At 42.6% G+C, this 26087-nt stretch carries 17 protein-coding genes, 2 tRNA genes and 1 pseudogene; 9 read left to right on the top strand and 11 right to left on the bottom strand.

Going from position 1 to position 26087, the window contains the following annotated elements; all coding sequences use genetic code 11:
• Positions 1-73: 73 nt before the first annotated feature.
• Positions 74-1681, top strand: a complete 1608-nt coding sequence (locus AK822_RS09850) for an inorganic phosphate transporter (protein ID WP_060491510.1) — start codon at positions 74-76, stop codon at positions 1679-1681.
• A gap of 120 nt (positions 1682-1801) precedes the next feature.
• On the opposite strand, the gene AK822_RS09845 is transcribed toward AK822_RS09850, so the two are convergent.
• On the bottom strand, positions 1802-3445 hold the full coding sequence (locus tag AK822_RS09845; RefSeq protein ID WP_416202326.1) for an aminotransferase class I/II-fold pyridoxal phosphate-dependent enzyme: 1644 nt from the start codon (positions 3443-3445) through the stop codon (positions 1802-1804).
• Positions 3446-3919: 474 nt separating this feature from the next.
• On the opposite strand from AK822_RS09845, the gene msrB reads away from it, so the two are divergent.
• From msrB to AK822_RS09825, 4 genes are all read left to right on the top strand, one after another.
• Complete coding sequence (gene msrB, locus AK822_RS09840) at positions 3920-4345, top strand: peptide-methionine (R)-S-oxide reductase MsrB (RefSeq protein WP_045448234.1); 426 nt, start codon at positions 3920-3922, stop codon at positions 4343-4345.
• A gap of 162 nt (positions 4346-4507) precedes the next feature.
• Complete coding sequence (locus AK822_RS09835) at positions 4508-4993, top strand: glutathione peroxidase (RefSeq protein WP_060491509.1); 486 nt, start codon at positions 4508-4510, stop codon at positions 4991-4993.
• Between the two features lie 304 nt (positions 4994-5297).
• Positions 5298-5373, top strand: a tRNA-Val gene (locus tag AK822_RS09830).
• A 51-nt stretch (positions 5374-5424) separates the two neighbouring features.
• A tRNA-Asp gene (locus AK822_RS09825) sits at positions 5425-5501 on the top strand.
• Between the two features lie 287 nt (positions 5502-5788).
• Here AK822_RS09825 and AK822_RS09820 read toward each other — a convergent pair.
• Together AK822_RS09820 and AK822_RS09815 are read right to left on the bottom strand one after the other, a co-directional pair.
• Positions 5789-7270 (bottom strand): ATP-binding protein, encoded by a 1482-nt coding sequence (locus AK822_RS09820; RefSeq protein ID WP_060491508.1) that lies wholly within the window; start codon positions 7268-7270, stop codon positions 5789-5791.
• 1 nt (position 7271) lies between these two features.
• Positions 7272-8039 (bottom strand): heavy metal response regulator transcription factor, encoded by a 768-nt coding sequence (locus tag AK822_RS09815; RefSeq protein WP_060491507.1) that lies wholly within the window; start codon positions 8037-8039, stop codon positions 7272-7274.
• Positions 8040-8262: 223 nt separating this feature from the next.
• Here AK822_RS09815 and AK822_RS09810 point away from each other — a divergent pair, with 223 nt between their 5' ends.
• The 3 genes and pseudogenes from AK822_RS09810 (at position 8263) to AK822_RS09800 (ending at position 10275) form a co-directional block, all read left to right on the top strand.
• Complete coding sequence (locus tag AK822_RS09810) at positions 8263-8871, top strand: DUF411 domain-containing protein (protein WP_060491506.1); 609 nt, start codon at positions 8263-8265, stop codon at positions 8869-8871.
• A 76-nt stretch (positions 8872-8947) separates the two neighbouring features.
• A pseudogene (locus tag AK822_RS09805) lies at positions 8948-9415 on the top strand (DUF305 domain-containing protein).
• Between the two features lie 125 nt (positions 9416-9540).
• Entirely contained in the window at positions 9541-10275 is a 735-nt protein-coding gene (locus AK822_RS09800; protein WP_228139010.1) for a CopM family metallochaperone, read from the top strand.
• 259 nt (positions 10276-10534) lie between these two features.
• On the opposite strand, the gene AK822_RS09795 is transcribed toward AK822_RS09800, so the two are convergent.
• The 8 genes from AK822_RS09795 to AK822_RS09760 form a co-directional block, all read right to left on the bottom strand.
• The gene (locus AK822_RS09795) at positions 10535-11248 is read right to left on the bottom strand and encodes a GAD-like domain-containing protein (RefSeq protein WP_060491505.1); all 714 of its coding nucleotides are present in this window, start codon (positions 11246-11248) and stop codon (positions 10535-10537) included.
• A gap of 394 nt (positions 11249-11642) precedes the next feature.
• Positions 11643-12770 (bottom strand): hypothetical protein, encoded by a 1128-nt coding sequence (locus tag AK822_RS09790; RefSeq protein ID WP_060491504.1) that lies wholly within the window; start codon positions 12768-12770, stop codon positions 11643-11645.
• Between the two features lie 104 nt (positions 12771-12874).
• A complete protein-coding gene (locus AK822_RS09785; protein ID WP_060491503.1) occupies positions 12875-13861 on the bottom strand; it encodes a DUF2515 family protein in 987 nt (328 codons plus the stop codon).
• A gap of 10 nt (positions 13862-13871) precedes the next feature.
• Positions 13872-16544 (bottom strand): DUF2345 domain-containing protein, encoded by a 2673-nt coding sequence (locus tag AK822_RS09780; protein ID WP_060491502.1) that lies wholly within the window; start codon positions 16542-16544, stop codon positions 13872-13874.
• 172 nt (positions 16545-16716) lie between these two features.
• On the bottom strand, positions 16717-17553 hold the full coding sequence (locus AK822_RS09775) for an OmpA family protein (RefSeq protein ID WP_060491501.1): 837 nt from the start codon (positions 17551-17553) through the stop codon (positions 16717-16719).
• 110 nt (positions 17554-17663) lie between these two features.
• On the bottom strand, positions 17664-18644 hold the full coding sequence (gene tagF / locus AK822_RS09770) for a type VI secretion system-associated protein TagF (RefSeq protein WP_060491500.1): 981 nt from the start codon (positions 18642-18644) through the stop codon (positions 17664-17666).
• Positions 18641-22687, bottom strand: a complete 4047-nt coding sequence (gene tssM, locus AK822_RS09765; RefSeq protein WP_060491499.1) for a type VI secretion system membrane subunit TssM — start codon at positions 22685-22687, stop codon at positions 18641-18643. The genes tagF and tssM overlap by 4 nt, the downstream gene beginning before the upstream one ends.
• A gap of 66 nt (positions 22688-22753) precedes the next feature.
• Entirely contained in the window at positions 22754-24610 is a 1857-nt protein-coding gene (locus tag AK822_RS09760; RefSeq protein ID WP_060491498.1) for a hypothetical protein, read from the bottom strand.
• Positions 24611-25025: 415 nt separating this feature from the next.
• Between AK822_RS09760 and AK822_RS14695 the strand changes: the two genes are divergently transcribed.
• Positions 25026-26075: a M15 family metallopeptidase gene (locus tag AK822_RS14695; RefSeq protein WP_228139009.1), complete on the top strand. Its 1050-nt coding sequence runs from the start codon at positions 25026-25028 to the stop codon at positions 26073-26075.
• Positions 26076-26087 lie beyond the last annotated feature (12 nt).

Below are 26087 nucleotides of genomic sequence, written 5' to 3'. Positions count from 1 at the left end.
AGCATTATTAATAGCCGCGCAATGTCATCAACCGCCTATAATTTCAATCAGCTTACGCAGGACGTATCAACGTATGGGTATTAGCAACAGTTCTACAGAGCCAGCCAAATCAGTCGGTTCTATGAGAATAAATCTATTTTTTGCCATTTTACTGATTGCGATGACCTCCTACTTTTTGTGGTGGGGTCTAGATTACACGATGCGTCAACAGACGACGCTATTTATTGTGGCCACCGCTTTTGGTGTCTTTATGGCATTCAATATTGGTGGTAACGATGTCGCCAACTCCTTTGGTACCTCAGTGGGTGCAGGGACGTTGACTATCCCGCAAGCGCTGGGTATCGCAGCGATATTTGAAGTGTCCGGAGCCGTACTGGCAGGTGGTGAAGTCACCGATACCATTCGAAGCGGCATTGTCGATTTAGATGGTCTTTCAGTAACGCCCAACCAATTCATTTATGTCATGCTGTCAGCGCTCATCGCTGCCGCATTTTGGCTGTTATTTGCCACTAAAAAAGGTCTGCCTGTTTCGACCACGCACGCTATTATTGGCGGCGTTGTTGGTAGCTCTGTTGTATTAGGTATCACGTTAGGTGGTACTGAAATGGCATTATCAACGGTGAATTGGAGTACGATTGGCACCATCGCGATTTCTTGGGTATTGTCACCGCTATTGGGCGGCGTTTTGTCCTATGTATTATATGGACAGATTAAGAAAAACATCATTGAATATAATGATAGAACAGAGGCGCACATTGCGACTTTGAAAGGCGACAAAAAAACCTTAAAACAAAACCACAAAGAATTTTTGGACGGTTTAACAGAATCAGAGCAGCTGGCCTATACGTCAGCGATGTTACGTGATCAAGAAATCTACAAAGATGATGATTGCGATGTTGAAGATTTAGAGACTGATTATTATAAACAGCTTTATGAGATTGAAAATGAACGCAGCAACCTTGATACGCTAAAAGCGTTGAAGCAATGGGTGCCTATCATTGCGGCTGCAGGCGGCGCGGTCATGGCCTCTTTGGTCATCTTTAAGGGTCTAAAGAATGTCAATAATGGCATGACGACGCTGCAAGGCTTTTTAATCATGGGTATGATCGCAGCGCTGGTGTGGCTTGCGACCTTTATCTATACCAAGAGTATCCGCGGTAAACATAAAGAGGATTTGACCAAAGCGACGTTTATTATGTTTAGCTGGATGCAAGTCTTTACCGCCTCTGCTTTTGCCTTTAGCCATGGCTCAAACGATATTGCCAATGCAGTCGGCCCTTTTGCCGCGATTATGGATGTTATCCGTACCAATAGCATTGCGACTGAAGCCGCTGTACCGCCTGCGGTTATGCTGACCTTTGGTGTTGCGCTTATCGTTGGTCTTTGGTTCATTGGTAAAGAAGTCATTCAAACGGTTGGTACCAACTTGGCAAAAATGCATCCCGCTTCTGGTTTTTCAGCTGAATTGGCTGCGGCTGCAGTGGTTATGGGCGCATCAACTATGGGGCTGCCTGTCTCAAGTACGCATACGCTAGTAGGCGCGGTACTTGGTATCGGTATTGTCAATAGAGACACTAATTGGGCGTTGATGAAACCTATCGGTTTGGCATGGATCATTACGCTTCCTGCAGCAGCGGCAATGTCTGCCATCAGTTATATTATTTTGGTCAATATTTTTTAACACGTACGCTTATTAAGGCTTTCGTTTAAGTCTTATTTAAGGTTATTTATAAGCACGTTTCAAATAAAAAACGCTTATCAGCATCATGCCGATAAGCGTTTTTTTATGTCAAATTAAGGTCTATTCGGTACCAAATTGTTTGCGCTTTTTGGCAAAGAAGCGATCCAAGCGATCCATGGCATCTTCTAAATCATGTAGGTTTGGCAAAAATACCAAGCGGAAATGATCGGGCTTATCCCAGTTAAAGCCTGTTCCTTGCACCATTAAGACATTTTCTTCAACAAGCAAATCCATCATAAATGCCATATCATCTTCGATAGGGTAAATATCAGGATCCATCTTTGGAAAGCAATAAAACGCGCCTTGTGGCATGGTACAAGAGATACCTTTGATCGCATTAAGTCGTGACACAGCCATTTCACGCTGCTTATATAAGCGCCCACGCTCTGACGTGAGCTCTTTCATGCTTTGATAGCCACCCATCGCCGTTTGAATGGCATACTGACCTTGGACGTTGGAACACAAGCGCATAGACGCTAACATGTCCAAGCCTTCGATAAAGTCAGTGGCATGGTGTTTTTTGCCAGACACCATCATCCAACCTGCCCGGAATCCCGCGATACGATGAGATTTAGATAATCCATTGTATGAGAGCACCAGCACATCATCAGTCAAGGTGCTCATTGGGGTGTGTACCATATCATCATAAAGAATACGATCATAAATTTCATCAGCCATGATGATTAAATCATGCGCTTTAGCGACCTCAATAATTTGTTTGAGTAATTCATCACTATAAAGTGAACCCGTTGGATTATTAGGGTTAATCACCACGATACCTTTGGTTTTAGAGGTGATTTTAGATTTAATGTCTTCGATATCAGGATGCCAATTGTCGTCTTCATTACAGCGATAATGTACCGCTGTGCCGCCAGCTAGGTTCGCCGCTGCCGTCCAAAGCGGGTAGTCTGGCATTGGGATAAGCACTTCGTCACCATCATTCATCAAAGCCTGCATGGTCATTACAATCAGCTCAGAAACTCCGTTGCCCAAATAGACGTCACGAACATCAACTGCCGATAGCAACCCCTTTGATTGATAGTACTGTAGGACAGCTTTACGCGCTGAAAAAATCCCTTGCGAGTCGGAATAGCCAGTCGCGTCTGGTAGGTTCATTGCCACATCGCGCAAAATCTCATGCGGTGCTTCTAAACCAAAGGGGGCTGGGTTACCGACGTTCAGCTTTAATATACGTTTGCCTTCGGCTTCCATCTTATTGGCTGTTTGTAGTAGCGGGCCGCGAATGTCGTAGCAAACATTTTGTAATTTATCCGATTTTTTTATTGTGTTCATAGTGTGACCACTCATAGGGTTATTTTGTGAGTTTGTATCTATAGTAGGAGTTGTAGTCGTTTGATTGGCTTGGGAGTCATATATCTTGTCAGTTTGAGCAAATGACATGTTTTGACTATTTTTGTTATGAGAATGAGCGCTTTTACTCACCTCTTTATTATTATCACTGTCGTTTTTTAGTTCGCCGCGTAACAGATAGCCTTCGCTGCAGCCTAAAATGTGTGCTAGCGTTGGTAGCTTAGATGACACAATACCATTGGTGCCACGCTCCCAATTCGAGATAGCACCGCGACTGACTTTTGCGCCTGCTGCGGTCATGGCTTGCGCTAATTGCTCAGCAGTTAGCCCTTTATCACGACGTAGCTGTACCAGTCTTTCGGCTTGTGTGCTTTTATTTTTGTCATCAGCCATAATCATTCAAGCCTTTATTCATTAGTTGGTAATGGAGAGAAGGAAAGCAGGCATTTGTTTTAATTAAGCCTTAATGCAAGATATTATTGCATTATCAGTATCAATGCAAGCTGTTTTTAAGGAAGGTATATTTATCAATGCAAGAATAACTTGCATTGATAGTATTATCGTTGCCTCATTGCTTCTCTACTAGATATTAAACTTCTTTCTGAGAATCATTGTCGTGGCTAAATCTATATTCATTGATATGTTAAGGAAATTTGCTGTATTTTATTTATCATAGCTTTTTCAATACCTTACACTATCGCTTGTTTATGATAGTTTTCTTGTAATGTATACCTTGAATATTGAGTGGATAAACAATAGATAAGGCCCATCGTTTTTATAAAAATATGGCGATAAAGTGTTAGTTAATAGCAGATAAAAGCTAATGCTAATGGACGAGATAATACATACCCAAATTAAGGATACATTATGCAAGACAATCAACTTAGCCAAGAAGAAATTAGCCAATTAACAGAAGCTGATTGGAAAGAGCGTTTGAGTGCTGATGAATATCACGTGATGCGTGAAAAGGGTACAGAACGCCCATTTACGGGCGTCTATAACGATGCGACTGATGATGGTATTTATCGCTGCAAAGGCTGCGGTGCGAGCTTATTTGACTCAAGCAATAAATTTGATGCCAGCTGTGGTTGGCCAAGTTTTGACCAAGGAGTTGATAACAGCGCTATCGAGGAGCATGTGGATAATTCGCTGGGCATGACGCGGACAGAAGTCACCTGTAGTAACTGCGGCGCACATTTAGGTCATGTCTTCCCTGACGGCCCAAGCGAGACGACGGGGATGCGCTATTGCATCAATTCTGTGTCTATTGATTTAGATAAATCTGAAAAGTAATTGTTAAAAAAAATTGCTTAGAGTATTTTAGAGTCATGGCAGGGAAGCGCGAGATGCTGCCTTGCCAGTGATTAGCATTATGAATGTTTTCACTGTTATTGAAAAATGAGCACGGCTTAAAAGAATATCAAAATAATAAATTAATCGACTTAAGGATAAATGATGAGCACGATTTACGATTTTACTGCTGAGCACATGGACGGTACTGCACAAGCGTTCTCTGATTATCAAGGTAAGGTGTTATTAATCGTCAATACCGCCAGCAAATGTGGGTTTACGCCGCAATTTGGAGGCCTAGAGGCAATATATCAGCAATATAAAGATCAAGGATTGGTTGTTATTGGTTTCCCTTGTAATCAATTTGGCGGGCAAGATCCAGGCAGTAATGATGAGATTGGCGCATTTTGTCAAAAGAACTATGGTGTCAGTTTTCCAATGATGGCGAAGGTTGATGTCAATGGCAAAGATGCTCATCCTATTTTTGATTGGCTTAAAGAGCAAAAGGGTGGTGTATTGACAGATGGTATCAAATGGAATTTTACTAAGTTTTTAATTGGTAAAGATGGACAGGTCATTGACCGCTACGCGCCAACCACCAAACCAGATGCCATAAAAATGGATATCGAACAAGCATTAGCCAGTAAATAGGGTCATGCTTGAAAATTTATTGGTTTTTTATAAAAATATAAATCTAATAAAAACATAGGCTTGTCAGATTAATAAATAAAAACCTATAAAATACGTTAAAAAACTGAAAATACTGTTTGACAGCTATGTGTAAATCTATATAATACACACCCACAGCAAGGGGACTTAATTAAGTTCAATGTTGTTAGAATTTTTACTGACTTAAAGCGTGACAACTTTAAAGATTAAACTTTCTATAAAATTCCCTTTAAGGAATTTTAACTTGCGAAGTTAAAATTGCAGTGCAATTTTTTAACGCTTCTCAGGGTGATTAGCTCAGTTGGTAGAGCGTCTGCCTTACACGCAGAATGTCGGCGGTTCGAATCCGTCATCACCCACCACTCTTTTTAGCGAGTGTCTCTGTAATAAGAGAAGATGCTAAGACGACCTAAGCAGCGGTAGTTCAGTTGGTTAGAATACCGGCCTGTCACGCCGGGGGTCGCGGGTTCGAGTCCCGTCCGCTGCGCCATATTTAGTAAAAAGCTAAAACAAATTTAAACTCTCGAGTTTAAGCAAGTTTCGCCTCAAACATAATTTTGTTTGGGGTTTTTTTGTGTCTAAAATTCTTCTTACAGCCTTTATCTATAAAGGTTGGCTTTTTTTCCCTTATCAACTCTTAGGGACTAGTCTATCTTCGATAAAGTATTCTCTATAAGTTTGTTTGCATACATTCTAACTTTTGAAAATCGCTGATCACCTCCTTGCTGACCACCTGCTCGGTGACCAAAAGGTGACCATTTCTCGATTAAACACGCCCTATGATTCTTTTAATAACTGTACGTTAACTTGAAAGTAATACTCATCCTTAATGGTAATACTGACTTTGCCGTTATGGGCATTGACGATCGCTTGTACGATGGCCAATCCCAGCCCTGTGCCCGAATGCTGATTATTGGATTTGTGATGACGATAAAAGCGTTCAAACAGTCTATCTGCTTCCGCTTGAGTTAGAGGCGTCTGCAAGCGATTAGTGATGGTGATGTTTAGCGATGGCTGCTGAGCCGTTTCTCTAAGGGCGTGAGCGTTATGTTTTATGAGGCTAGCAGTCTTAGAAACGGCGGTAATAGTAATGATACTGTCGCTGGCGGCGTAGTAAATCGCATTAGATATCAAGTTGGCAAACAGCCTTTGTAACAAGCTCTCATCCCCTAATACCACATCAAATGCCCCTTTTTTCTCAAAAGAGATACCGCGCTCTTCGGCTATCAGCTCAAAATAATCGATGAGCTTAATTATCAGTGAGTCGGTATCGACAAGATGACGTTGTGAGTCGTATAGGCCTTTTTGAGTTTTTGCCAGCAAGAGCATATTGTTAATTAGCAGGGATAGTTGCTTGAGCGTGTCGTGTTGATGATGTAGCTGCTCGACATATTCTTGATGGTCTCTAGGTTTACTGAGCATCACTTGAGTTTGAGTGCTTAACGTTGCCAGTGGTGTGCGCAGTTCGTGAGCAATGTCATCTGAAAACTGTGATAATGAGGCAAAGTTGTGTTCAAGTTTATCCATCATGGCATTATAAGCGTCAGCCAAGGGTCGCAGCTCGCTTGGCATTTCAGAGACGATGATTCTATCGTCTAACTGCTCGGCGTTAATACGTGCCATTTTTTGACTGATGGTCGCTAAGGGGGCGAATCCTAGATAGACACTAAAAGCTGCGACTGATACCAAGATAAAAGTGATCGCAATAAGTATCAGGATAAGATGGTGGTTAAACTGGGCAAGGTATTGATGATGCACATCAATCGGTAGCGCGATTAATGCCAAGCGATTAGAGTGCTCAATGACCAGCGCGCGATAATGACGATGATTAAGCTGCAAGTCAAAGGGTTGATCGCGGTGCTGCTGCCATAGTTTTTCGACCAATTGGGAGTCATTGAGTTTATCAATAAAATCCTTTGGCTGACTATTAATGACATGTCCATTATGGTCAGTGATAATTGTTTTGACTTCATAATCGGGTCGAAAGATATCTATCACGGATGATGCTGTATTGGCGAGATGAGCAGGGTCGGCAAGGTTGTTAGAGCGCTGATCATCCGATGTCACCTCTGTCATATACTGTCGTAAATTAAACGCAGCATGAGTCAGGATCTCTGAGTCCATTTGTTCAAAATGATCATTAACCGAACGCTGTATCCATATGTACAAAAAAGCTTGAGATATCAGCACACATACCGTTAATACTAGGGTAGTGCGCCACAGTAATGACAAGCGTCGATGCTCTGATTTATATGCCATGCTATTTTACTTCAACATGATTGAGTTTAGAAACCGTATTAGCCTCATTACTCATATCAATGTTGGTTTCATTATTAACTGTAACGGCGGTATTGTCCGCTTCTAGTTTATAGCCCATACCGCGTACGGTATGAATGAGCTTACTTTCAAAGCCATCGTCGATTTTACTTCGTAAGCGTCTTATCGCCACATCAATCACATTGGTATCGCTATCAAAATTCATATCCCATACTTGTGAAGCGATGACAGAGCGGGGTAATACTTCGCCTTGATGCTCAAGTAAAAACTGCAATAGCGCAAATTCTTTGGCCGTTAATTTGATAGAACCCTTATCTCGATGCACGCTACGTTTAGCGATATCCAGTTTTAAATCAGCCATTTGAAGCACTGTGCTGGCGTAATCTGCTTGATTGGCACGGCGTAGTAAGCTTTTGATTCTGACCAGCAGCTCAGCGAAGGCAAAAGGTTTGGTGAGATAGTCGTCACCGCCAATCTCGAAGCCTTTTATGCGGTCGCTAAGGTCATCTTTTGCGGTCAAAAATAATACAGGGGTGGTGTTACCAGCAGCGCGATAGTTACTGACCAGCTCAAAACCACTGACATCAGGCAGCATCACATCCATCACCACGATAGTGAAGTCCTCAGTCATCAATGCATGATACCCATCTAAACCTGTGGTTTTATGCTCAACGATAAAACCTGCCTCGCTTAAACCTTTTTTAATGTAGTCGCCAAGCGATAATTCATCTTCGACTAACAATACTTTCATAGCATACTCGCACCAATTATTTAGGATGAGATCAATATAAAATGTCTCTATTGTTATCAATCATAGAGGAATACTGGTAATAAACCTATGCTCAGTCTAGAAGATGACAAAATTGTCATCTTGGCGTCATCTGACTGTCAGAGTGGCTATGCTAGTTTGGCTTCAATACATCCTAATTTTAATATTCAACACTATGAAATATTCAACACTATGAGAAGCCTCTATGAAGCCTTTTACCGTTAAGTTTGTTCGAGGGTCAGCGGTCTTATTAACCGCTGCCATATTATCAGCGTGCGGGCAATCTGACAGCAATGCTTCTAATGCTAGCCTCTCTACTGCCAATGCCTCTAACGCCAGCAGTGGTGAGGCAAACGCTATACAGAGTAAGCAAACAGTGACAGAGACACCAGCCAACAACCCAGACCTGCTCAAGAACGTGTCAGCCACTGTCTATAAAGATGCCAATTGTGGCTGTTGTAAAGAATGGATAGGGCACGCAGAAGATAATGGGTTAACGACAACTGCACATGATGTTGCAGACTTGTCATTATTTAAAGAGCGTTACGGTGTACCTGCTGAGATGCGTTCTTGCCATACCGCCGTTACCAGTGATGGTTATGTCATCGAAGGTCATGTTCCTGCTAAGTATGTGGCTGAGTTTTTGCAAAACCCACCAAAGCACGCCATTGGTTTGTCGGTACCGGGTATGCCCGTCGGTAGCCCTGGTATGGAATATCAAGATAAGTTTATGCCATACCAAATTATGCAAATCAATAAAGATGGCACAAACCAAGTATACGCTGAGATTGAGTCCGCAGAGCAGCAGCTATAAGTTAATACTTTAGATAGTTTTTTAAATTTCAGCTACTTATTGTAGTACTGATAGCAGCATTGATGGAGACTGACTGATGAATCATGCAGAGCAAAAACAGATGAACCCTTACGTAAAGTTCACCCTCATGATTCTGACGTCTACCGTGGTGATGTATATCATGATGTACTAAAATACTTATGAGTGGGATCATATTTATTTTAGTGAGACCAGAGCCTATATGGCGCTATATATGGGCGCAGGCATGGCAGTGATTATGCTCGCCTTTATGAGCAATATGTACAAGAAAACTAAGGTCAACTTAATGATTTATGGTCTTAGTGTGCTGATGTTTGCCGTGGGTATCTGGGGCGTCAGATCTCAAGCAACCGTCGATCAAGTGGATTGGATGCAGGCTATGATACCGCATCATTCAATTGCGATCTTAACCAGCTCAAGAGCCGATATAGAAGACCCTAGAGTACAGCAACTTGCTGACGACATCATCGAAGCACAAAAACGTGAAATCCAAGAGATGCAGGCACTGATCGAAGCATTAGAATAAATAGCCTTAAAACACACTCCTCTTAGTACATAAATTAAATGATTTTTCCAACTGGTGGATCTTAGCTGATTTGCCAGTTTTTATATGAACCATAACTACCAAACGATCGTAATTAAGGACCTACTATGAAAATGATAAGAAACTCACGTCTTGCCATGCTTGCAGTTAGTGTTAGTGCCATGATGATGCTTAGCGCTTGTCAGCCGACGAATGACGTAACAGAGGCTACAGTCAAAGACAAAGCGGCTCCCGTTAATAATGCTACAACCGACACTAGCGCGATGGATGCTCATGTAGGTCATGATATGTCAGGTGATGCGATGACGGGCATGCATGGAGAGTATAACGACTCTATGACTAAGATGCATGATGAGATGATGGCAGGCATGGCATACAACGATCCCGATGCTGCCTTTGCCCAAGGAATGCTCGGTCATCATATGGGTGCTGTTGATATGGCAGAGATTCAGCTAAAGTATGGTAAGGATGCAGAAATGCGTCAGTTGGCACAAGAGATTATTGACGCTCAGAAAGCTGAAATTGAGCAAATGCAGAACTGGCTTGCCAACCATCCTGATGCTGCTGAGCCAACGTCTGATACTGAAGCCATGCAGACAGCTTATGCTAAAGGTATGGATACGATGCATAGTGAAATGATGGCAGGTATCGCTGACCCTAACCCAGATATGGCATTTGCTCGCGGTATGTTGCCGCATCATATTGGCGCAGTAGATATGGCAAAGATACAGCTAAAGTATGGCAAAAATGAAGAAATGCGTCAATTGGCACAACAAGTAATTAACGCGCAGCAGCCTGAAATTGAGCAAATGCAAAACTGGATAGCCAAGCACAATAGTTAAATAATGAGTGCTTAAGAGTGGAGGTATTTTAGATAAAAAGCAGTGTCTTAGATTTCTTAAGGTACTGCTTCTTCTGCTCTATATTTTTTAATCTTTTCTAAAATTTTGCTATTGCCTGTATCAATATTTGCGTTGCCACCTTTGTCTACCATAAGCCTTAAAAGGTTGAGTCTCTTAGGTACGCCATTGATATGAGTAAGACTTGCTGAGATAGTGTATCTGTATTTAAACCACCCGAAGGTGGCTAAGTCGTAATTAATCACTTTAAACTATCTAAATCAGGCAAGTTTGATGAATCTTCAACACCAAAAGCCATTTGTCCTAAGCGTTCGAAGTCAATATGTTGAATTTCAATCAAGTCGGGTAAAAGATTGAGATGGACAAAGATATTCATCTTATCAACATTCTTGATAGATGCATTGTCACTAATCGCAAGGGCGGGAACGAAGCCAAACATTTCATCATAATCAAGTGCACCAAACTTCTTGATACAGCGTTTGAATAGTGGTTTGTCGTTGTTGTCATATATATCTGTATGATCTAGCTTACTAAAACCAAAAAATAGCTCTAACTTTTTATCTGCGTACCCTTCTGCAATATCTTTTTTGTCTCCTTCTTCTTGATATACCCAACCACGAGTCGGAGTGATTGTATAGGCATGACCTGTTTTTTCTCCCCAAACGTAGAGCTTGCCAAAGCCACTACGAGCGATCACATAATAGTTATCTTTCCGCGTGATTTCTTCATCTAGCCAGATAGCTAATTCATCTTCATAATCAGCAGGATTAACCATCCAAAACAGCCCTTGTTTAAAGCGACAAAAACCAAAATGCTGCCAATAAAAAAGAAGTTTACTAGGTAACTTTCCACGATAATAATCTAAGGTAGCTTGATCAACCGGTTGTTGCCAATCAGGTTGACCGAATTTTTCTAAAAAATAATCAAATCCTTCATCAATAATAAAGTGACTCATTTTGTAATCCTTTAGATGTTTATTTGTACATATTAATCAGTGTCAATGATATTTGTTAGTAGGTATTGGCTTGCTATTTATTATTACTGTTTAATAATGCCTTATTAATTGCCCTGTGGTCATTTACTTCTCTATCAAGCCCTAGTTGCATCAAAGTAGCAGGATGATACTGGTAGTTGTCCTGTTTGCTATTGGAGTTCGAGCTTGATTTGAGAGTCATAAATATAAAAACCACCCGAAGGTGGCTTAAGTAAAATAATAACAAACTATCCTTCTTCACTGTCAAACTGTCAAACTGTCAAACTGTCAAACTGTCAAACTGTCAAACTGTCAAACTGTCAAACTGTCAAACTGTCAAACTGTCAAACTGTCAAACTGTCAAACTGTCAAACTGTCAAACTGTCAAACTGTCAAACTGCCAAATCACTTCACCCCAGTTATTATTGGGATAGTCTGGCATGATGTCGTCTTGCTTAAAGTAGGCACGACTGTTCGCTTTTGCTTGAGTGAACCAGTAGCCTGACTTAGGGCAAGGCTGATTTGCTGGACAACGCCCTTTGGCTTGACTAGTAATTTCAGGTTTAGCGGTAGGCTGGTTCTCATAATAAGGCGTCATGTCTTCACCCGCCTCAGAACGCTGCATAAACTCTTCATAAGTTATTTTGTAAGGGTCAATAGAGATAAACTTACTGGTGTCGATGCCTGTTTTCTCTAATATCAGAGGGAGGGTGTAGTCGGGTTGATCTTGTTGAACGTCTAAGCCTATCTCTAAAGCTTGAGTTTCAGCGTATAGTCTAGCTTGCGGTAAGTCTGGATAAGCTTCTATAAAAACTGATTCCATAGTATCGTTTGGGTTGTCATAACTGAGATAGCTGTTGATATGAATCTCTTCGGAGCTAAAATCTAAACTGATCATATAGACGTAATTGTTAATCTCTTCTTCAAAGTGGTATTGCATAGTAATATCTAAAAAAACATCAGTACCATTTCGTAGATCCCAAAATTGTAAGCTTGGTAGCTGTTTAAACTGATCAAAGGTTAGAGGGTATTGATAGTTTAGAAAGCTAGATGATACATTCTCATCAGTGACATAAGCATAACTATCTTGGACAGATATACGAGCACTAGTGACACGACGATCGTTCTGCCAACCTTGCTCTTCTAGCTGTTTAAACAGTTTTTGCACAGCGACATAGGCATCTTTTTTCGTAACAGCATAGCTACCTTGAGAGTTAGGGACGAAAAAATCAATTCGAACCGACTGTATACCTCGTTTAGGTTTATCATGAATATAGAAGCCTGAGGTCATACCAACATTATCAACAGTAAGTGATGGAATGTTAGGATAGTTGAAAGTCGCAGTCCCATTGTTAGACGGAAAGTTAATTTCGTAAAAAGTAACGCCTAAGCTGCCAATATTGAGCGGATTATCATCAAAACTCCAATACTGTTTAATGTCCTCATTATTTTTTTTAAAGGTTTCAGGGCTTTCTTCTACTGAAACATAAGCATGAGGCGGCATAGTATTTCCTGTTGTATCGTTTTTGCTGCAAGCTATTGTAGATAGTGATAATGAAACTGCTAGTAATACTGTTTTAAAAAGCCTATATCTAAACATAGTTGTTCCTAAGTCTTATTAATCCAACCTGCTATTTTAACCATCTCCCTCTCAACTTTTGCTCTTGTACTATCATTGTTCATAAGCTTGATATATTGGTCAGCAACACTGGTAATCCACTTCATTCTCTTAGTAATATCAGCCAATTCAATATCTGGTGGTGCAACATTCTTGAAGTCTAAATCGTCAGTATCTGCTTTAGAAGTATAGACCATTTGGATTTCGGGAATAGATGCCTTTCCTCTTCCAACTTCAGCTAGCCATAATCCTGCTTTAAAACCACTTTTCTGATAGATTATCTTTTGTAGCACTTCACGCTGCTCGTGATTAGCAAGCTTCATAAGATTTATTTTTTGTTCTACTTTTCTTTGTTCTCTATCTGTAGATGGTAACCTTTCAAATTCTTTGGTCGCATCAAAAGCAGGTTTGATGTATTGGCTTGCACTGAGGTTGCGAATTTTTGGTAGTACATCATATGCCCCATGTGAGTCATAGACCATTTTTTTAACTTCTGGGATATAGTGGTTAGTATTGCGTTGGTTGATACATGTACTAAAGTTAGTACTACATTGATTATATTCAAAATGCCATCCAGCGATATCTTGGTATAGCCAAAAGTTACCGAGCTTAAAGTTATATACAACACCTAAAGCTCCGCCATCTGCAGCACTTGACCAATGCCCTAATGCATCAGCAACAGTCTTACTGGCAAACGCCCCAAGACCCATCCAAAAATGACGCCCTTTAAACTGTCTATCACCATTGACATCGCTATGTTCCAAATAAAATTTAGCATACACCGCTGCTATTCGCCGCGCTCTTGCTTCGCCATCCTGTACTACTTTTAAATGAATAGTAGAAGATTTCTTATCCGAGTTTGTCGTAAGTTTCTCGAAACACTGATATTGAGCTATTGACCATGTGTAGCTACACGGCATTGTTTTAGTGGTACAGCTATTTTTTACTGTATTAGTATCGAATTTAAGTGTTGCCATTTCATACTCGCTATAAGTCTTTTAAACCCTCGATAGATTTAAATAATATTTTAGTTTCTAGCTTTTCTGATTTGGTATCCGTATCTGCTCTAACGGTTTTACCTTCGTCGTTTACCTTAGCTTTCATATTTAGATTCTTACCCAGTAAATGGTAATCAATGTTTTTTATAGGTAGTCCTGCCGTGTTTAGAAACTGCACCTGCTCATCAAAAAACTCTTTTTCTAGCAGCTTATCAAAAGGTAGCCGCGATAAATAACTACTATCAACCCCCCCACCAGCCCTCGTATGCTTACCACCTTTCTCCGTAAACTGCTTTGCCGCTATCGTAATATTTGCGCCATCCAAAGTGATACTCGCACCACCAGCCGTCAGCGTAATTTTATTCGTCGCTACTATCTCAACCTCTTTGGTCGAAGACGCCACGTTCACATCCTGCTTTGCAGTGGCTTCAAGCTTACCCGTATGGGCAGAGAGGGTGATATTCTCTTTGGCATTGGTCATACTAAACTCACCATCGGCTATGATATTTAGAGACTCGCTACTGACCTGGTTATGACTCTCTCCACTACTGATCACCATATCTTGCTGCGTGGTGGAGGCCATCTCACCCATGCTTCTGTGAATCAGTGTATCGTCACTGACATAGCTGCTGTCTGCTGCGCTATCGATTAACGCGAATGGCATTGTTTGATGGGTTTTGGTTTGCTGTTCCTCTGCGATAGTTTCAAGTTGCGTCTTAATCGCTTTATGGTCATTGACATGACGTCCAAGCCCTGTCGCCAATTGCGTTAAGCGTTCCGCTAAGTGCTGACCACCAAGACCAGTTTGGGTGAGAGTGGGAGTATGGTGCTGGTAGTTGTGCTGTCCAGATTGTGCGTGGGTTTGTGCTTGAGTGGAGAAGACGAGGGCTTCGCCTGATTTTATGTTGATTTGAGCGTTAGTAGCCGCATTGATGCCTTGACGCTTGGCGGTGTCTTTTGCTGGATTGATGATCCCCATCTTTAGGCTAGCAGCGATTTGTCCATCAACGACGTTAAGTTGCGAGTAGGCTTGTTCTATACGGTGATCAGTGACCCATTCTGCTAGGGTAGCGTCCCCTTTATGTCGATAGCCGCTTTCAATGGCTTGTGCGTTATCCGTGGCAAATAGGCTAGGGCGAGTCGATGACAATAAACTGCCAGTGTTAATTAGATGCTCGCTATCGCCGATAGATTGCATGAGGGTTTGGTCATCCGCTCTATGGGTGAAGTGTGTGCCGTAGTTCGCGCCAGCCTGAGCCTCAAGGCGACTGATAGGCTGGGCAGGGCTATCCAGTAAATAGCTGCGCGTGGGCGTCATATGGTTACGGCTATCCATCTCATTTTGCATTTCGGTGATACCCGTCATCGGCGGTAGGGCATGTCTGCTATATAGATGACCGACCCATGAGGTATCAGCGGTAATGAGGCGCAGCTGAGTCAAATGAATGCCAGCTGCTAATGTTGACGCATGACGCTGTTGGTGGCGTGAGCTTTGGGTTAGCCCTGTGACATGCGCTAGACTATTGCGAGCCAGATGCACGATATGGGTAGCACGGTAGTGCTGATTGAGCGCACTGTGATCGACAAGTATAAAGGTATCAGCAACACTCAAATCCGTAGCATGGGCTAGAGCATGATAGACGCTATATTGACTTTGATGACTGTTTGCCACGATGGTTGCTTCGTCTATGGTTTCAGTATCTGTTACTGGCGCAAAAGCAGCAGGCGTGTCTAATGTGAGTGTGTAGTTATTCGAATGGCTTATGTCATCAAGGTTACGGCTCATCGCAACGTCAGCGGACTGCGTTGGGTGTGCAACACTGCTGCTATTAAAACGCTGCATCGTTACTGAGTTTGGTTGGGTGATGACCTGCTCACTCAATGCCAATACTGGTGCATCGACACGGTCATGTAACACTTGCTGGTAACGCAGCGCGCCAATATTCAAGCTGATGCCATCGCTATCACTTGGACTATGCGATGTAATAACGAGCTTTGGTGGACTATGCTCGTCCGTTTGCTCATGGCGTAGATAGGCTGTCAGCCCTTGACGCGCGAGCCGCTTGCAAATATGTGTCCAGTCGCTTATTTGCCACTGGGTCATGCGTGCTGGTGACCAGTTAGAATCTTCACCATTGTTACTGTCATCGATGATTTCTATATCCAGCGTAGCCGTGCGCTCTGCTACCATCGCTTGTACGGTCAAATGAGTATCAATATGACCGCGTATATGCTGATGCAGGCGATAAGTGATGGGCTGGGCGAGCAAGCGATAATAGCCGTAGCTGCCATCATGATCTAGCTGATGCACAGCCGTTATATACAGATGACGAAAGCTTAGGCCACTTGGAATATCAAAGCTCAAGGTCAGAGGGCTACCGATGAGATTGGTTAATGGCGTAAAGGGAGGGTGATGCCGCTCATGGATATAAACATGTAGCACATAAGTGTCGATACCATGCTGCTGGTATTGGCAATTACCATTGGGGTTGAGTTGAGCAATGATATCGGCTTCATCAGCGCTATGCATGAGCTTATCTTGCCACGCACGATGAGCATTGACTTCTTGGCGAGCGCTCGGATAGGGCGCTTGAGTGCTGCCTTCACTGGCATAGAGCCGATCAGGGTGCATAGGCAGCACGGTATTGGTCAAGCGTAGCATAGTTATGTCCCTATTTTTTTAGCAGTGGCTCTCTTTTAGCATTGGTGTTTTTTGTAGCATCGATATCTCTAGTAGCAATGACAGTATGTTTTTCAGCATTATCAAACCAGCTATCAGTACTTAACCGTCATTGCTTAGTTGCCGTTATCGTCATGCGTTCTACATAGCGATGTTATTCATTAAGGGTAAATTCGATACGGCGATTGCGAGTGCGACCTTCTTCGTTGTCGTTACTAGCGATAGGATCTGAGTCCCCTTTACCAGTAGTACTGAGACGAGTCGCATTGATATTTCGACCGATCAAGTATTGTTTGACGGCTTCTGCACGCTTATTTGATAGGGCAAGATTGGCAGTAGAATTGCCGACATTATCGGTATGACCGGTGATAAGAACAGGCTTATCACCTACTCGCTGTAACACCCCTGCCATATCGTCTAAGATACCAAGGCCCATCGGCGTTAGATTGGTGCTACCAGACTCGAACTCGACAATACGGTTGCCTAGAGTCTCGTCTATGAGGCGTTGTTCACCTTCTACCACGACCAGCTGATTTTCTAATTGATAGAGATCAGTTAGGCGCGAGTGAATACGGTTTTGGATGGCTTGCTTTTGTTCAAGGCTGCTTACCTTGCCATGTAAGCTAATGGTCGTCCCATGAATGTCGATACGCCCTTGACGAATGTTAGAGATGTCGCTATCAATGATAGTCGTGGCTATCTGTTGCCAGTTGGTTGGTATACTGATGTTCGAACGTACTTCGATTTCATCTCTGACGGGTTTATCAGGATACTGTGCTTTTAGCTTGTCGAGCAATTGCTGCTTGTCTGAGCTGGTAGCGACCACACCTTTGATGACCACTGGCACGTTTTGTGAGTTATTTGTCACATGAGTGTCGTTATGTTCTGCAAATACAACGGCGCTCATAGGCAGGGTGATAGCAGCGGCTAATAGCAGGTTTTTCGTGTGATTTGTTAAGTTGGGTTTTGTTATTCTAGAGAGGACTTTCATTCAAGTACCTTTTTAATCTGTCTATGATTGAGCAGTGACTAATTGCAGGGGTATGATGCATGACGGCTACTACTAGCTGTTACGAATCAGCAGTTATCGTGAGCTATTATTTATTGTGCTAAAAAAGTTTTTTTAAACAATTGCCTAGTATCATACAGATATAAATTGTCTTGTAACAATACTTTATTGAAACGGGTCAACCCAATGTCTTCATCGATATAGCCTTGAGTCCAGTCGCTATGAGCGATGACCACCCAATCTTCAGGATAGTTTTTTTCACTTTCTGATATTTGCTTGAGTATGCGTCCATCGGGTTTAGTAAAACTCATGAGCAGGCGATAGCAATTAGCGACACGATATAAGTAGGTATTCAAGTAGAGCTGGTGTGGCTGATAAAAACCATTGATGAGATCGTGCCAAAAAGTGGCCATGTGTATCGAGTTTTCTCTATCAGAGGTAAGTGACCAGCAGATGGCTTTATTCAAGCCATGGAAACCCTTAGTAAAGGTCGGTAAAAACAACAGGCCAGTGGCAATGATTTGCTGTATCAGTTGCGCTTTATCGATGTTCATTAAGATCGCTATATCATGCAACGTAGTGGTATTGATAAAATCATAGTAGTAAGTACTGGCATTATTATCGATGCTGAGTTGGCTATGATTGAGATGCTCCATCAGATCGGTATTGTCAGTTTTGGATTTGGCCATACTTAAAACTTCATAAGTGTCATTCCAAAGCGCTGATGACTTGACGGGCAGATAGTTCATCCAGTTTTTCGGTTTATCGAGATGAAGCACGCCAAAACCTATCAATGGGTAATTTCTATAGCTACTATCGTGACTAGGGATCAAAACACCGGTAATAATCTCATTAGCTCTAGTATCGATATGACTGAAGTTTAAAAAGGCAAAGTTATGATTACTGACATTGTCTATCGGAATTCCGCTAAATACACTTTCCGACACGGCTAGCGCTTCGCTGACCCATTCATCAATGGCATTAGTCTCAGAGATATGAGCACGCGCCCGGACAAAGTCCCCGCGAGCAGGCAATTTTCCAAAATATACTAAAGGCAAGGAGTCTGGAGTCATGGCGTTTGCTCCTGCTGTTCAGTCACGGCTGAACGATCATCAGTAGCCGTCGTGGTATCAGTAGGCGGTTGCACTGGTGGACTATTTTCACTATTGGTATTAGGGACTACAGTAGATACGCGGGCTGGCGGCGTGACATTGCTTGTATTTTGCTCGCCAGTCGGTACTGGCTGATTGGTGCCAGAACCCGCATTGGGAGTATCGCCATCAACAGCATTATTATCAGAAATTGGCCTTGCTGTACGTGTGACACCAAGGGCAATAACCTCCTCTGGTAGTTTCATGCCGGTAAAGGGATTGGTAGAACGACCTTGACCGGTAGTGGTACTACTGCCGCTGCCGCTGATGATTCTAAAGCGTACAGAGATAGTGATACCGTCACCAGACCATGCCATCTCAAAGATATCATTGCCAAGTTCAGTACGGCGTGCACTGTTAATGAGCCTTTCTACCCCAAAGCTGCCTGCTTCTTCAAAGACAGTAAAGTCTCTGCCATCATAGTCCTTGGCTCGAATACTGGCACCAGGTTGGCTACTTGGATTTGGCCATACAAACGTTGTCCACGCTTGGGTTCCCATGCGATAACGCAACTGTTGACCATCGACTACAATGGTATATTCAGTCAAACCGCTGACGGGTAATGGCATAATTTGAAAAGTGGTTTGATTGGCAGCGCCACCAGCATTATTCGCACCAGCAGCGCCTGTGCTATTGCTGCCCATATAATTGGTAAAGTAACGGCCAAAATCAGCGACAAACTGCGGGTTGAGACCCAGACCTGCACCATTCCAGATTTTACTGGAGATTTGATCGCCGCGGCGAATGATAAAGGGCGATAACGTTTCGTTGACGAATCGCGCCACATAGCCATCTTCGCCGAAGAATTGACCGATCTCTGCAGGCGTCGCTTCTAAGTTTGCATTGGCGGTAAAGGGATACTTACTGCCTAAATTATCGAGGAAAGGCTTATAGACCTGCGCTTTCCAAACTTTATTAATCTCTGCTTTAGTGGGCGTCAGCAGCATGTTAAATGAACGAGTCAGTGGCTCACTCAACAACGGACGAACCAGTTGTTTTATTTCAGAGTTGGCTTGACTCAGGATCTGCTCATCTAATATTTGTAGAGATTTGGTTAACTCTGAGCCTTCGGGGCTAAGGGTTTGTGAGGCAAACAACAAGGCATCAGGGCCGATGTCGTCACTACGAGCGATATTGTTAAAGCGGGTTCTGATATCACCTAAACTGACTAAATAGCTGTCTAATAATGACAGATCCTGATTTTCTTCTCTCGGCGTTACTAGCGCGTGTATAGAGGAGAATTCTTGAGCAATCACACCTGAGCTTGCTTGTGCTACAGGCGCGGCGTTACTAGAGCTACCACCATTATTCATCGCAGCTTCTGCTTGTCGTAGCTCAGCAGGGCTTTGACGCAGGATGGTTTGCTTAAACCAATTGACAAATGAGCGACGAGATTCGCCACCATTGCCAGCTGCTTGATTGGCCGCTTTATTGTCCCATTGAGTTTGGCGATCTACTGTCTCAAACAGGGTTTTTAACGGTGACTCTGCGGCATTGGACAGCTGATTTAATAAGACCGCATGATCATCGAAGCCTGTGCTATCCCGAACATACACTTGAGATAAAAAACGTTTCCATTCACTGGTATATTCTTGCTTATAGCGATTGACCAGATATTGTCGTATCTGTTCAGGACTACCCGTCAAGGTAAGGTCATCTTGGCTGCTGGTGGCCAATACCCAGTCATCGGCGACCACTCTCGTAGTGGCAGCTTTATCAATCTCATCACTGACGAAAGCTTCCCATGCCTCTTTAGTAAAAGTGCCTGAAATGACATAACTACCAAGCAGTGCTTCATTAGCATTGTTTTGCGTAATCTGCGCAACCGTGACCGATGGGAAGCGGGCAGATGCGCGCATTTTAATCTCAGAGTAAACACGCTCACGAGCAGGTTGACCTTTGCTAACTTTGGATAAATTGCTGCGGGCTTTGTCTATCAGCCCTAAGTCATTTTGGATCAATGGAAAGGCGGGGTCGTCGACATGAGCCAAGGTAAAACTCAAGATACGCTCAGCTTGGCGAATCATCTTGTCACGCGGCATGTCAGCGCGATTGGCTTCGAGCCAGTTGCGCCAAAAACGGGTCATCTGATCACTCAAATGACTGGCCTCTAAATTGTCATGATTGCCAAGCATGAGATAAGCTTTGAGCGCGTTATAAGCATCTTCAACGTCTGTGGGGTCGGACTGGATATAGGCATCATTAACGGCAGCATCAGAGGTGTCATCAGTGCTTGAGTCTTCTGTACGGACTTCTAATTGATCGGCATTGGTATTTACTTCGGTCAAAAACGTTTCGATATTTTGTTTGGTTGGCGCTAAGACGATGATGCTGATGCCGTTATAATATTCTGCTAGCAATTTTTGCTTAAGTTTATCGCCTTGATAGAGGCCAAAACTCAAAGACAGCGGCTTGTCGTCTTCATAGCCTTCAAGCTGCTCGATTCGACTTTGTAGAATATTGAGCGACTCAAGCTGGGATTGTAGATCACCGTTAGAATTTTTTTGTAGCGCTGCGACTTGCTGTAAGTCAGCCACGACACGCTCAGTGAGCTGTTTATTATTGGCATAAGACCATGTCCACAGACCGACAGCCGCACATAAAGTCACGACAGCAGCTAGCGTCGCAAGCGCACGATGACTGCGCTTGTGTCGGTTTTTATGCTGCTTGACCAAATGCTTGTCTTTTAAAATGACTTTAGAAAATAGATCTTGTAAAAAATAGGGCTTGTCTGCGGTTTCTTGCTGCGCATTGAGCGGTATCGCAGGTGGGTGCAAATCGTAATTTTGTACCATTTGCAACGTCATTTGGCTGCTAACTTGTCCGTCCTGTAAGGCGCTGGTAAAGTAAAAGCCACGCAATATAGGCTTGAATTGGAAAGGGTTGTCCTCAAACAACGCATGCATCAGCGTCCGTATCATGGGACGTAATGACTGAAATTCCATTGGGAAAGTCATTAGACTGGGAGATACCGTGCGCTGATGACGTAAGGATAGCTTAGTGGTGCTCAAATCTTTTAGACCATTGACCAAGACACCAAAATGCTCTTCGAATACGTCAGTGATATTGATATTTTCTGGGTCTTCAGGGTAGGGGATGGTCGCGCCCCATACTTGACTGCGCTCTTCTTGCTCATAGTCATTAAAGAAGTCACGGAAGCCTGAAATCAAATCCATTTTAGTAAAGACCACATAGACAGGCGCATAGACTTCTAACTGTTCAGTTAAGTCTTGCACACGGCTGCGCAGATTCTTGGCCAAATCCAACGCATAGTTTGGGTCATTTTTGGTGAGTTCGGCGATACTGACCGCGATGATGATGCCATTGATCGGTGCTTTAGGTCGATTCTTTTTGAGTAGGCTTAAAAATGACAACCATTCTGAGCGATCTTCTTCATAAACGGAGTAACGTCCTGCAGTGTCGAGCAAAATACCTTCAGTCGAAAAAAACCAATCGCAGTTACGTGTACCGCCGACGCCTTTAACGGATAGCTTGTTACCTTGCTCCATAAAGGGGAATTTTAAGCCAGAGTGTAGCACTGCAGAGCTTTTGCCTGCCGCGGGATTACCAATGACCATATACCACGGCAGCTCATATAACGCCGCTTTGCCTGTTTGATCGCCTATCTTTGATTTGCGAATGGTTTTAATGGCATCTTGCATTTGCTGACGTAGCGCCTGCACTTCTTGAGCGTTTTCATCTTTGGCCACATGAGGGCTATCGTCACCTTGGCTCTCGTTGCCATTATCCTCCACTAAGTTTGCCAGCTCATCGGAGGCAAGCTTACGTTTTTTCCACAGGTAATAGCCAAGCGCCCCCAGCACCGTACATGTGATTAGGACACCAATGATGATGACAAAGGTTTTAATAGTCACATAATCATAAAGTAAGACTAGGGCGACTATGAGCCCCAGCGCCAATAATACTCTTGGGTTATAGATAAGATGAAAAAACCTTGAAAACATGCGTGCTACCTAGTGTGAACTTAAGATAATAAAACGAGTATTTACCACGACAAAGCACCATTAAAACTACGACTCAGATGCTTGAGAAGAGTCTAGCAACCAAAGCATATTGCAGTGCTTATGTTGAGTAATTAAAAATGATCTGTCTGACTCTTGTTGGTCTTCTTTGGCTAAGTCAATGAATAACGATAAGCTGATAAATGGCTTCAACCAATTATTCAATGGCATATAATGCCCTAAATGATGTTCATTTACCAGAGCGCCTTGTGCTATAAATGCTTCAAGAAAGCTCATATACGTTGATAAGTCATAGGGCTGCTTTAATGGATTAATGTCAGACATAGCGGTAATGGTCATGTCTGTTATAGCAACATTAGTCTTGTATTTTTCTTTGCTATTGATGTCAGACGATTTTTTTGCGGGCTTTACTGTCTGTTTATCAGGGGTTTTTAGCGTGGTCGTATCGGTCGGTGACAGTGAAAGAATATTGTCTATTAATAGGTTTTTGATAGTCGTTAAATGATTCAAATAGCGACGATTATCACTCAAAAGCTCAGTGCGATGAGCTGTACCTATCTCCGTTAATAAAATACGGGTACTAGCGTCAATATTGAGTAGCTCTTGAGCCGCTTGATTCGAAAATAGCAACAGCGCACCCGCCTCAGTTGGAACGACATTGGTCATTTGCTCAGCATACAAATGAGTGTCTAGCCATTCTTCACTTATCTGTGAATCTGCAATGATAATTAAGCAAAGATCAGGCGCAGTTGATTTAGATAAAGGCAGTAGATGTCTATTGATGAATTCTGTAGGTGTGGCAATGGTGCTATTGTTAGCGCCATTATTTGCTACGGTGTTTGCGACGTCAGTGCTGTCAGTTATGATGGTCGTAATAGCAATCCGTGTATCAGGAATACCGTAAGTTGCTAACTGTTCTTTTATGGTCGCGATCAAAAATGCTGAATCGGCGCTGGCAGGTAAGCATAGATAGATAGGAAGATTGGCTAAATGACCGGCAGAGGCTGCTGTCATTTTGTCATCACCGTTCTCTTTACGGCTGTTATTTTCACTACTTACTTCGTTGGCGCTCACCAAATAATGTTGCTGCCATTCGGGATGAATATGAATGGCTGCGTTGGACTGAGTCGTATCTTGTTGGTGATGTTGGTAAAAGTGTTCGGCAAGGCTAGACAGCATCTCCTCGCTCAAGACTAGCTGCTCATAAATTAATGCCTGTAAACGCAAGGTAGTATCATTTAACGCAGCTTTACGTTCAGTAAATCTCTCATCATCGAGATGGCTGTCTAAACTACTGTCTAAACTACTGTCTAAACTACTGTCTAAACTACTGTCTAAACTACTGTCTAAACTACTGTCTAAACTACTGTCTAAATTACTGTTCGAATCTAAATAATGGTCTGAATAGCTGTCGTCAAACTCTGAATCTGCTGAATAGGCATCAGACAGACTAGGATATGGTAGGGCAGCTGCATCAGGGAGTCTTGCAATCGGTTTGACCAACATTGGCATACCATCAATATCTGTCATATCCTCGCTCAATACGGTTAGGTCTGCATCATTGTCCACCACCTCAGACCAACAGTCTCCTTCTGGTAGGCAGACACGGCTATAGATGAATAACTGATAAGTATTGGGCGGCTTAATAGCGTCTGTTTTATCTGCTGTTCCATCAAGTATCTCTGGTGAATCGGTTGTTTGTTTATCCAGTTTTTTTTGCCACCATGAGAGCGCCATGATAGAGCCAAGAAACAATAAAGGGATGGTAACAAACCATAGTAATAAACCAGATGAGGTCAGCTGTCGCGCATTGTCTTTAAAGTACATCCAGACCAAAATGAGATACAACACCAAAAGCATGACTAAAACAGATCGGCCGTATGACAGTATTTTTTTTGCGCCCACTTATTTAAACTCCCTATTTGTTGGGTTTTATTATGATTATTACCATGTAGACAAGCTTTTCGATCCAAATTTGTGATATCTATAAGCTTATTTTTACTATAATAGTTAACTTTATTTGTCTTTTTTATGATTCGGTTGTAATGATAGGAATCACTTTGAAAATGTTGTTAAACTATAAATTCGATAACCAGTGAGGTTTTTAGGCATTATTAAGTAAATTTTTATAATGAAATGGTATTTTCAAGCTGTCTATAAATAAGCTAACGGATAGGAATAAATAAAAATTAGTGTAATTAAGTTAGCTTTATTTTAAAAGGAGATGATTTGTCTATATAATACTGACGAAATCGTAATTATCAACGCCTGTTTATTATTATTTTGTTTTTATCGTCTCAACTGTCGCTGACTCTTGCCTATGATTTACTTGACTGTATCGGTCTTTACATTGCTCTCTATCCTCATGATGGTCATGCTTTTTGATCGGCAGCTATGTGGGCGACTATTAGATAAGGTAATGGTGTTTTTTCATCGATTGTCTAGCCTAAAATTCAAGCGTCCATCAATAAAGACACCAAAGAAAGCATTTCATTATCGTATCAAGCAGTTTATTCGTTTTATTTCGGACATAGATGTTTCTCGTATTCCAGTGATATCGGCATTGTCTTTTTTGATTGTCATGGCAACGGTTGGATTGTGTTATGCCCTGATTACTAATCATTCTCTGGAGGTTTATCATGCCAACGATACCGTGGCTAGCACGACAAATCTGCAAATCAGCCAACTACTCATAGGAGAGCGTCTGCGTCCGCCGTCGCCTCCGCCAGAGGAGCTGTTTGCTGAACTAGAAGCTGAGATTGCAAGCTATCAAGCTGACAAGACAGAGGAAGGGTATTGGCCGGATAATCAGACAAATATACCTCAGATTGATAGGCCGCTAATGCTCCCTGAGCCTGACTTGTCTGACTTAGACACGCAAGATCATAGCACTGGCTATTCAGGTGACATGTTGGCTGCACATCTAAACAATGGTCATATCAATATCAAAAATGCTGACCGTAATTGGCAAAAAATGAACTCGGATTTCGTCCAACGGCTGTTGACTGTGTATAAAGTAATGAGTGATCAATATGGCTATGACATGGTGCTGTTAGAAGGCTATCGTAGCCCTGCAAGGCAAGCAAGACTATTGAAAAAAGGGACTCATGTAACGAAGGCAGGATCATACAAGAGCTATCATCAGTTTGGTTTAGCGGGCGATAGCGCCTTTATCAGAAATGGTAAAATTGTCATAAGCGAAAAGGATCCTTGGGCAATGCGGGGCTATAAATTATATGGTAAAGTAGCCAAATCTGCCGGACTTGTGTGGGGTGGTGATTGGCGTATGATGGATCTTGGGCATGTCGAGCTGCGCAAAAAAGGCGTGCTCGGTCGCCCAGAAATGGCTGAGATTTTGACCAGTCAATAATGATAATAAAAA

The organism is Psychrobacter sp. P11F6 (assembly GCF_001435295.1).
Taxonomy (GTDB): domain Bacteria; phylum Pseudomonadota; class Gammaproteobacteria; order Pseudomonadales; family Moraxellaceae; genus Psychrobacter.
Note: the sequence above shows the minus strand (reverse complement) of the source record. Positions and strands in the feature narration are given on the sequence as shown.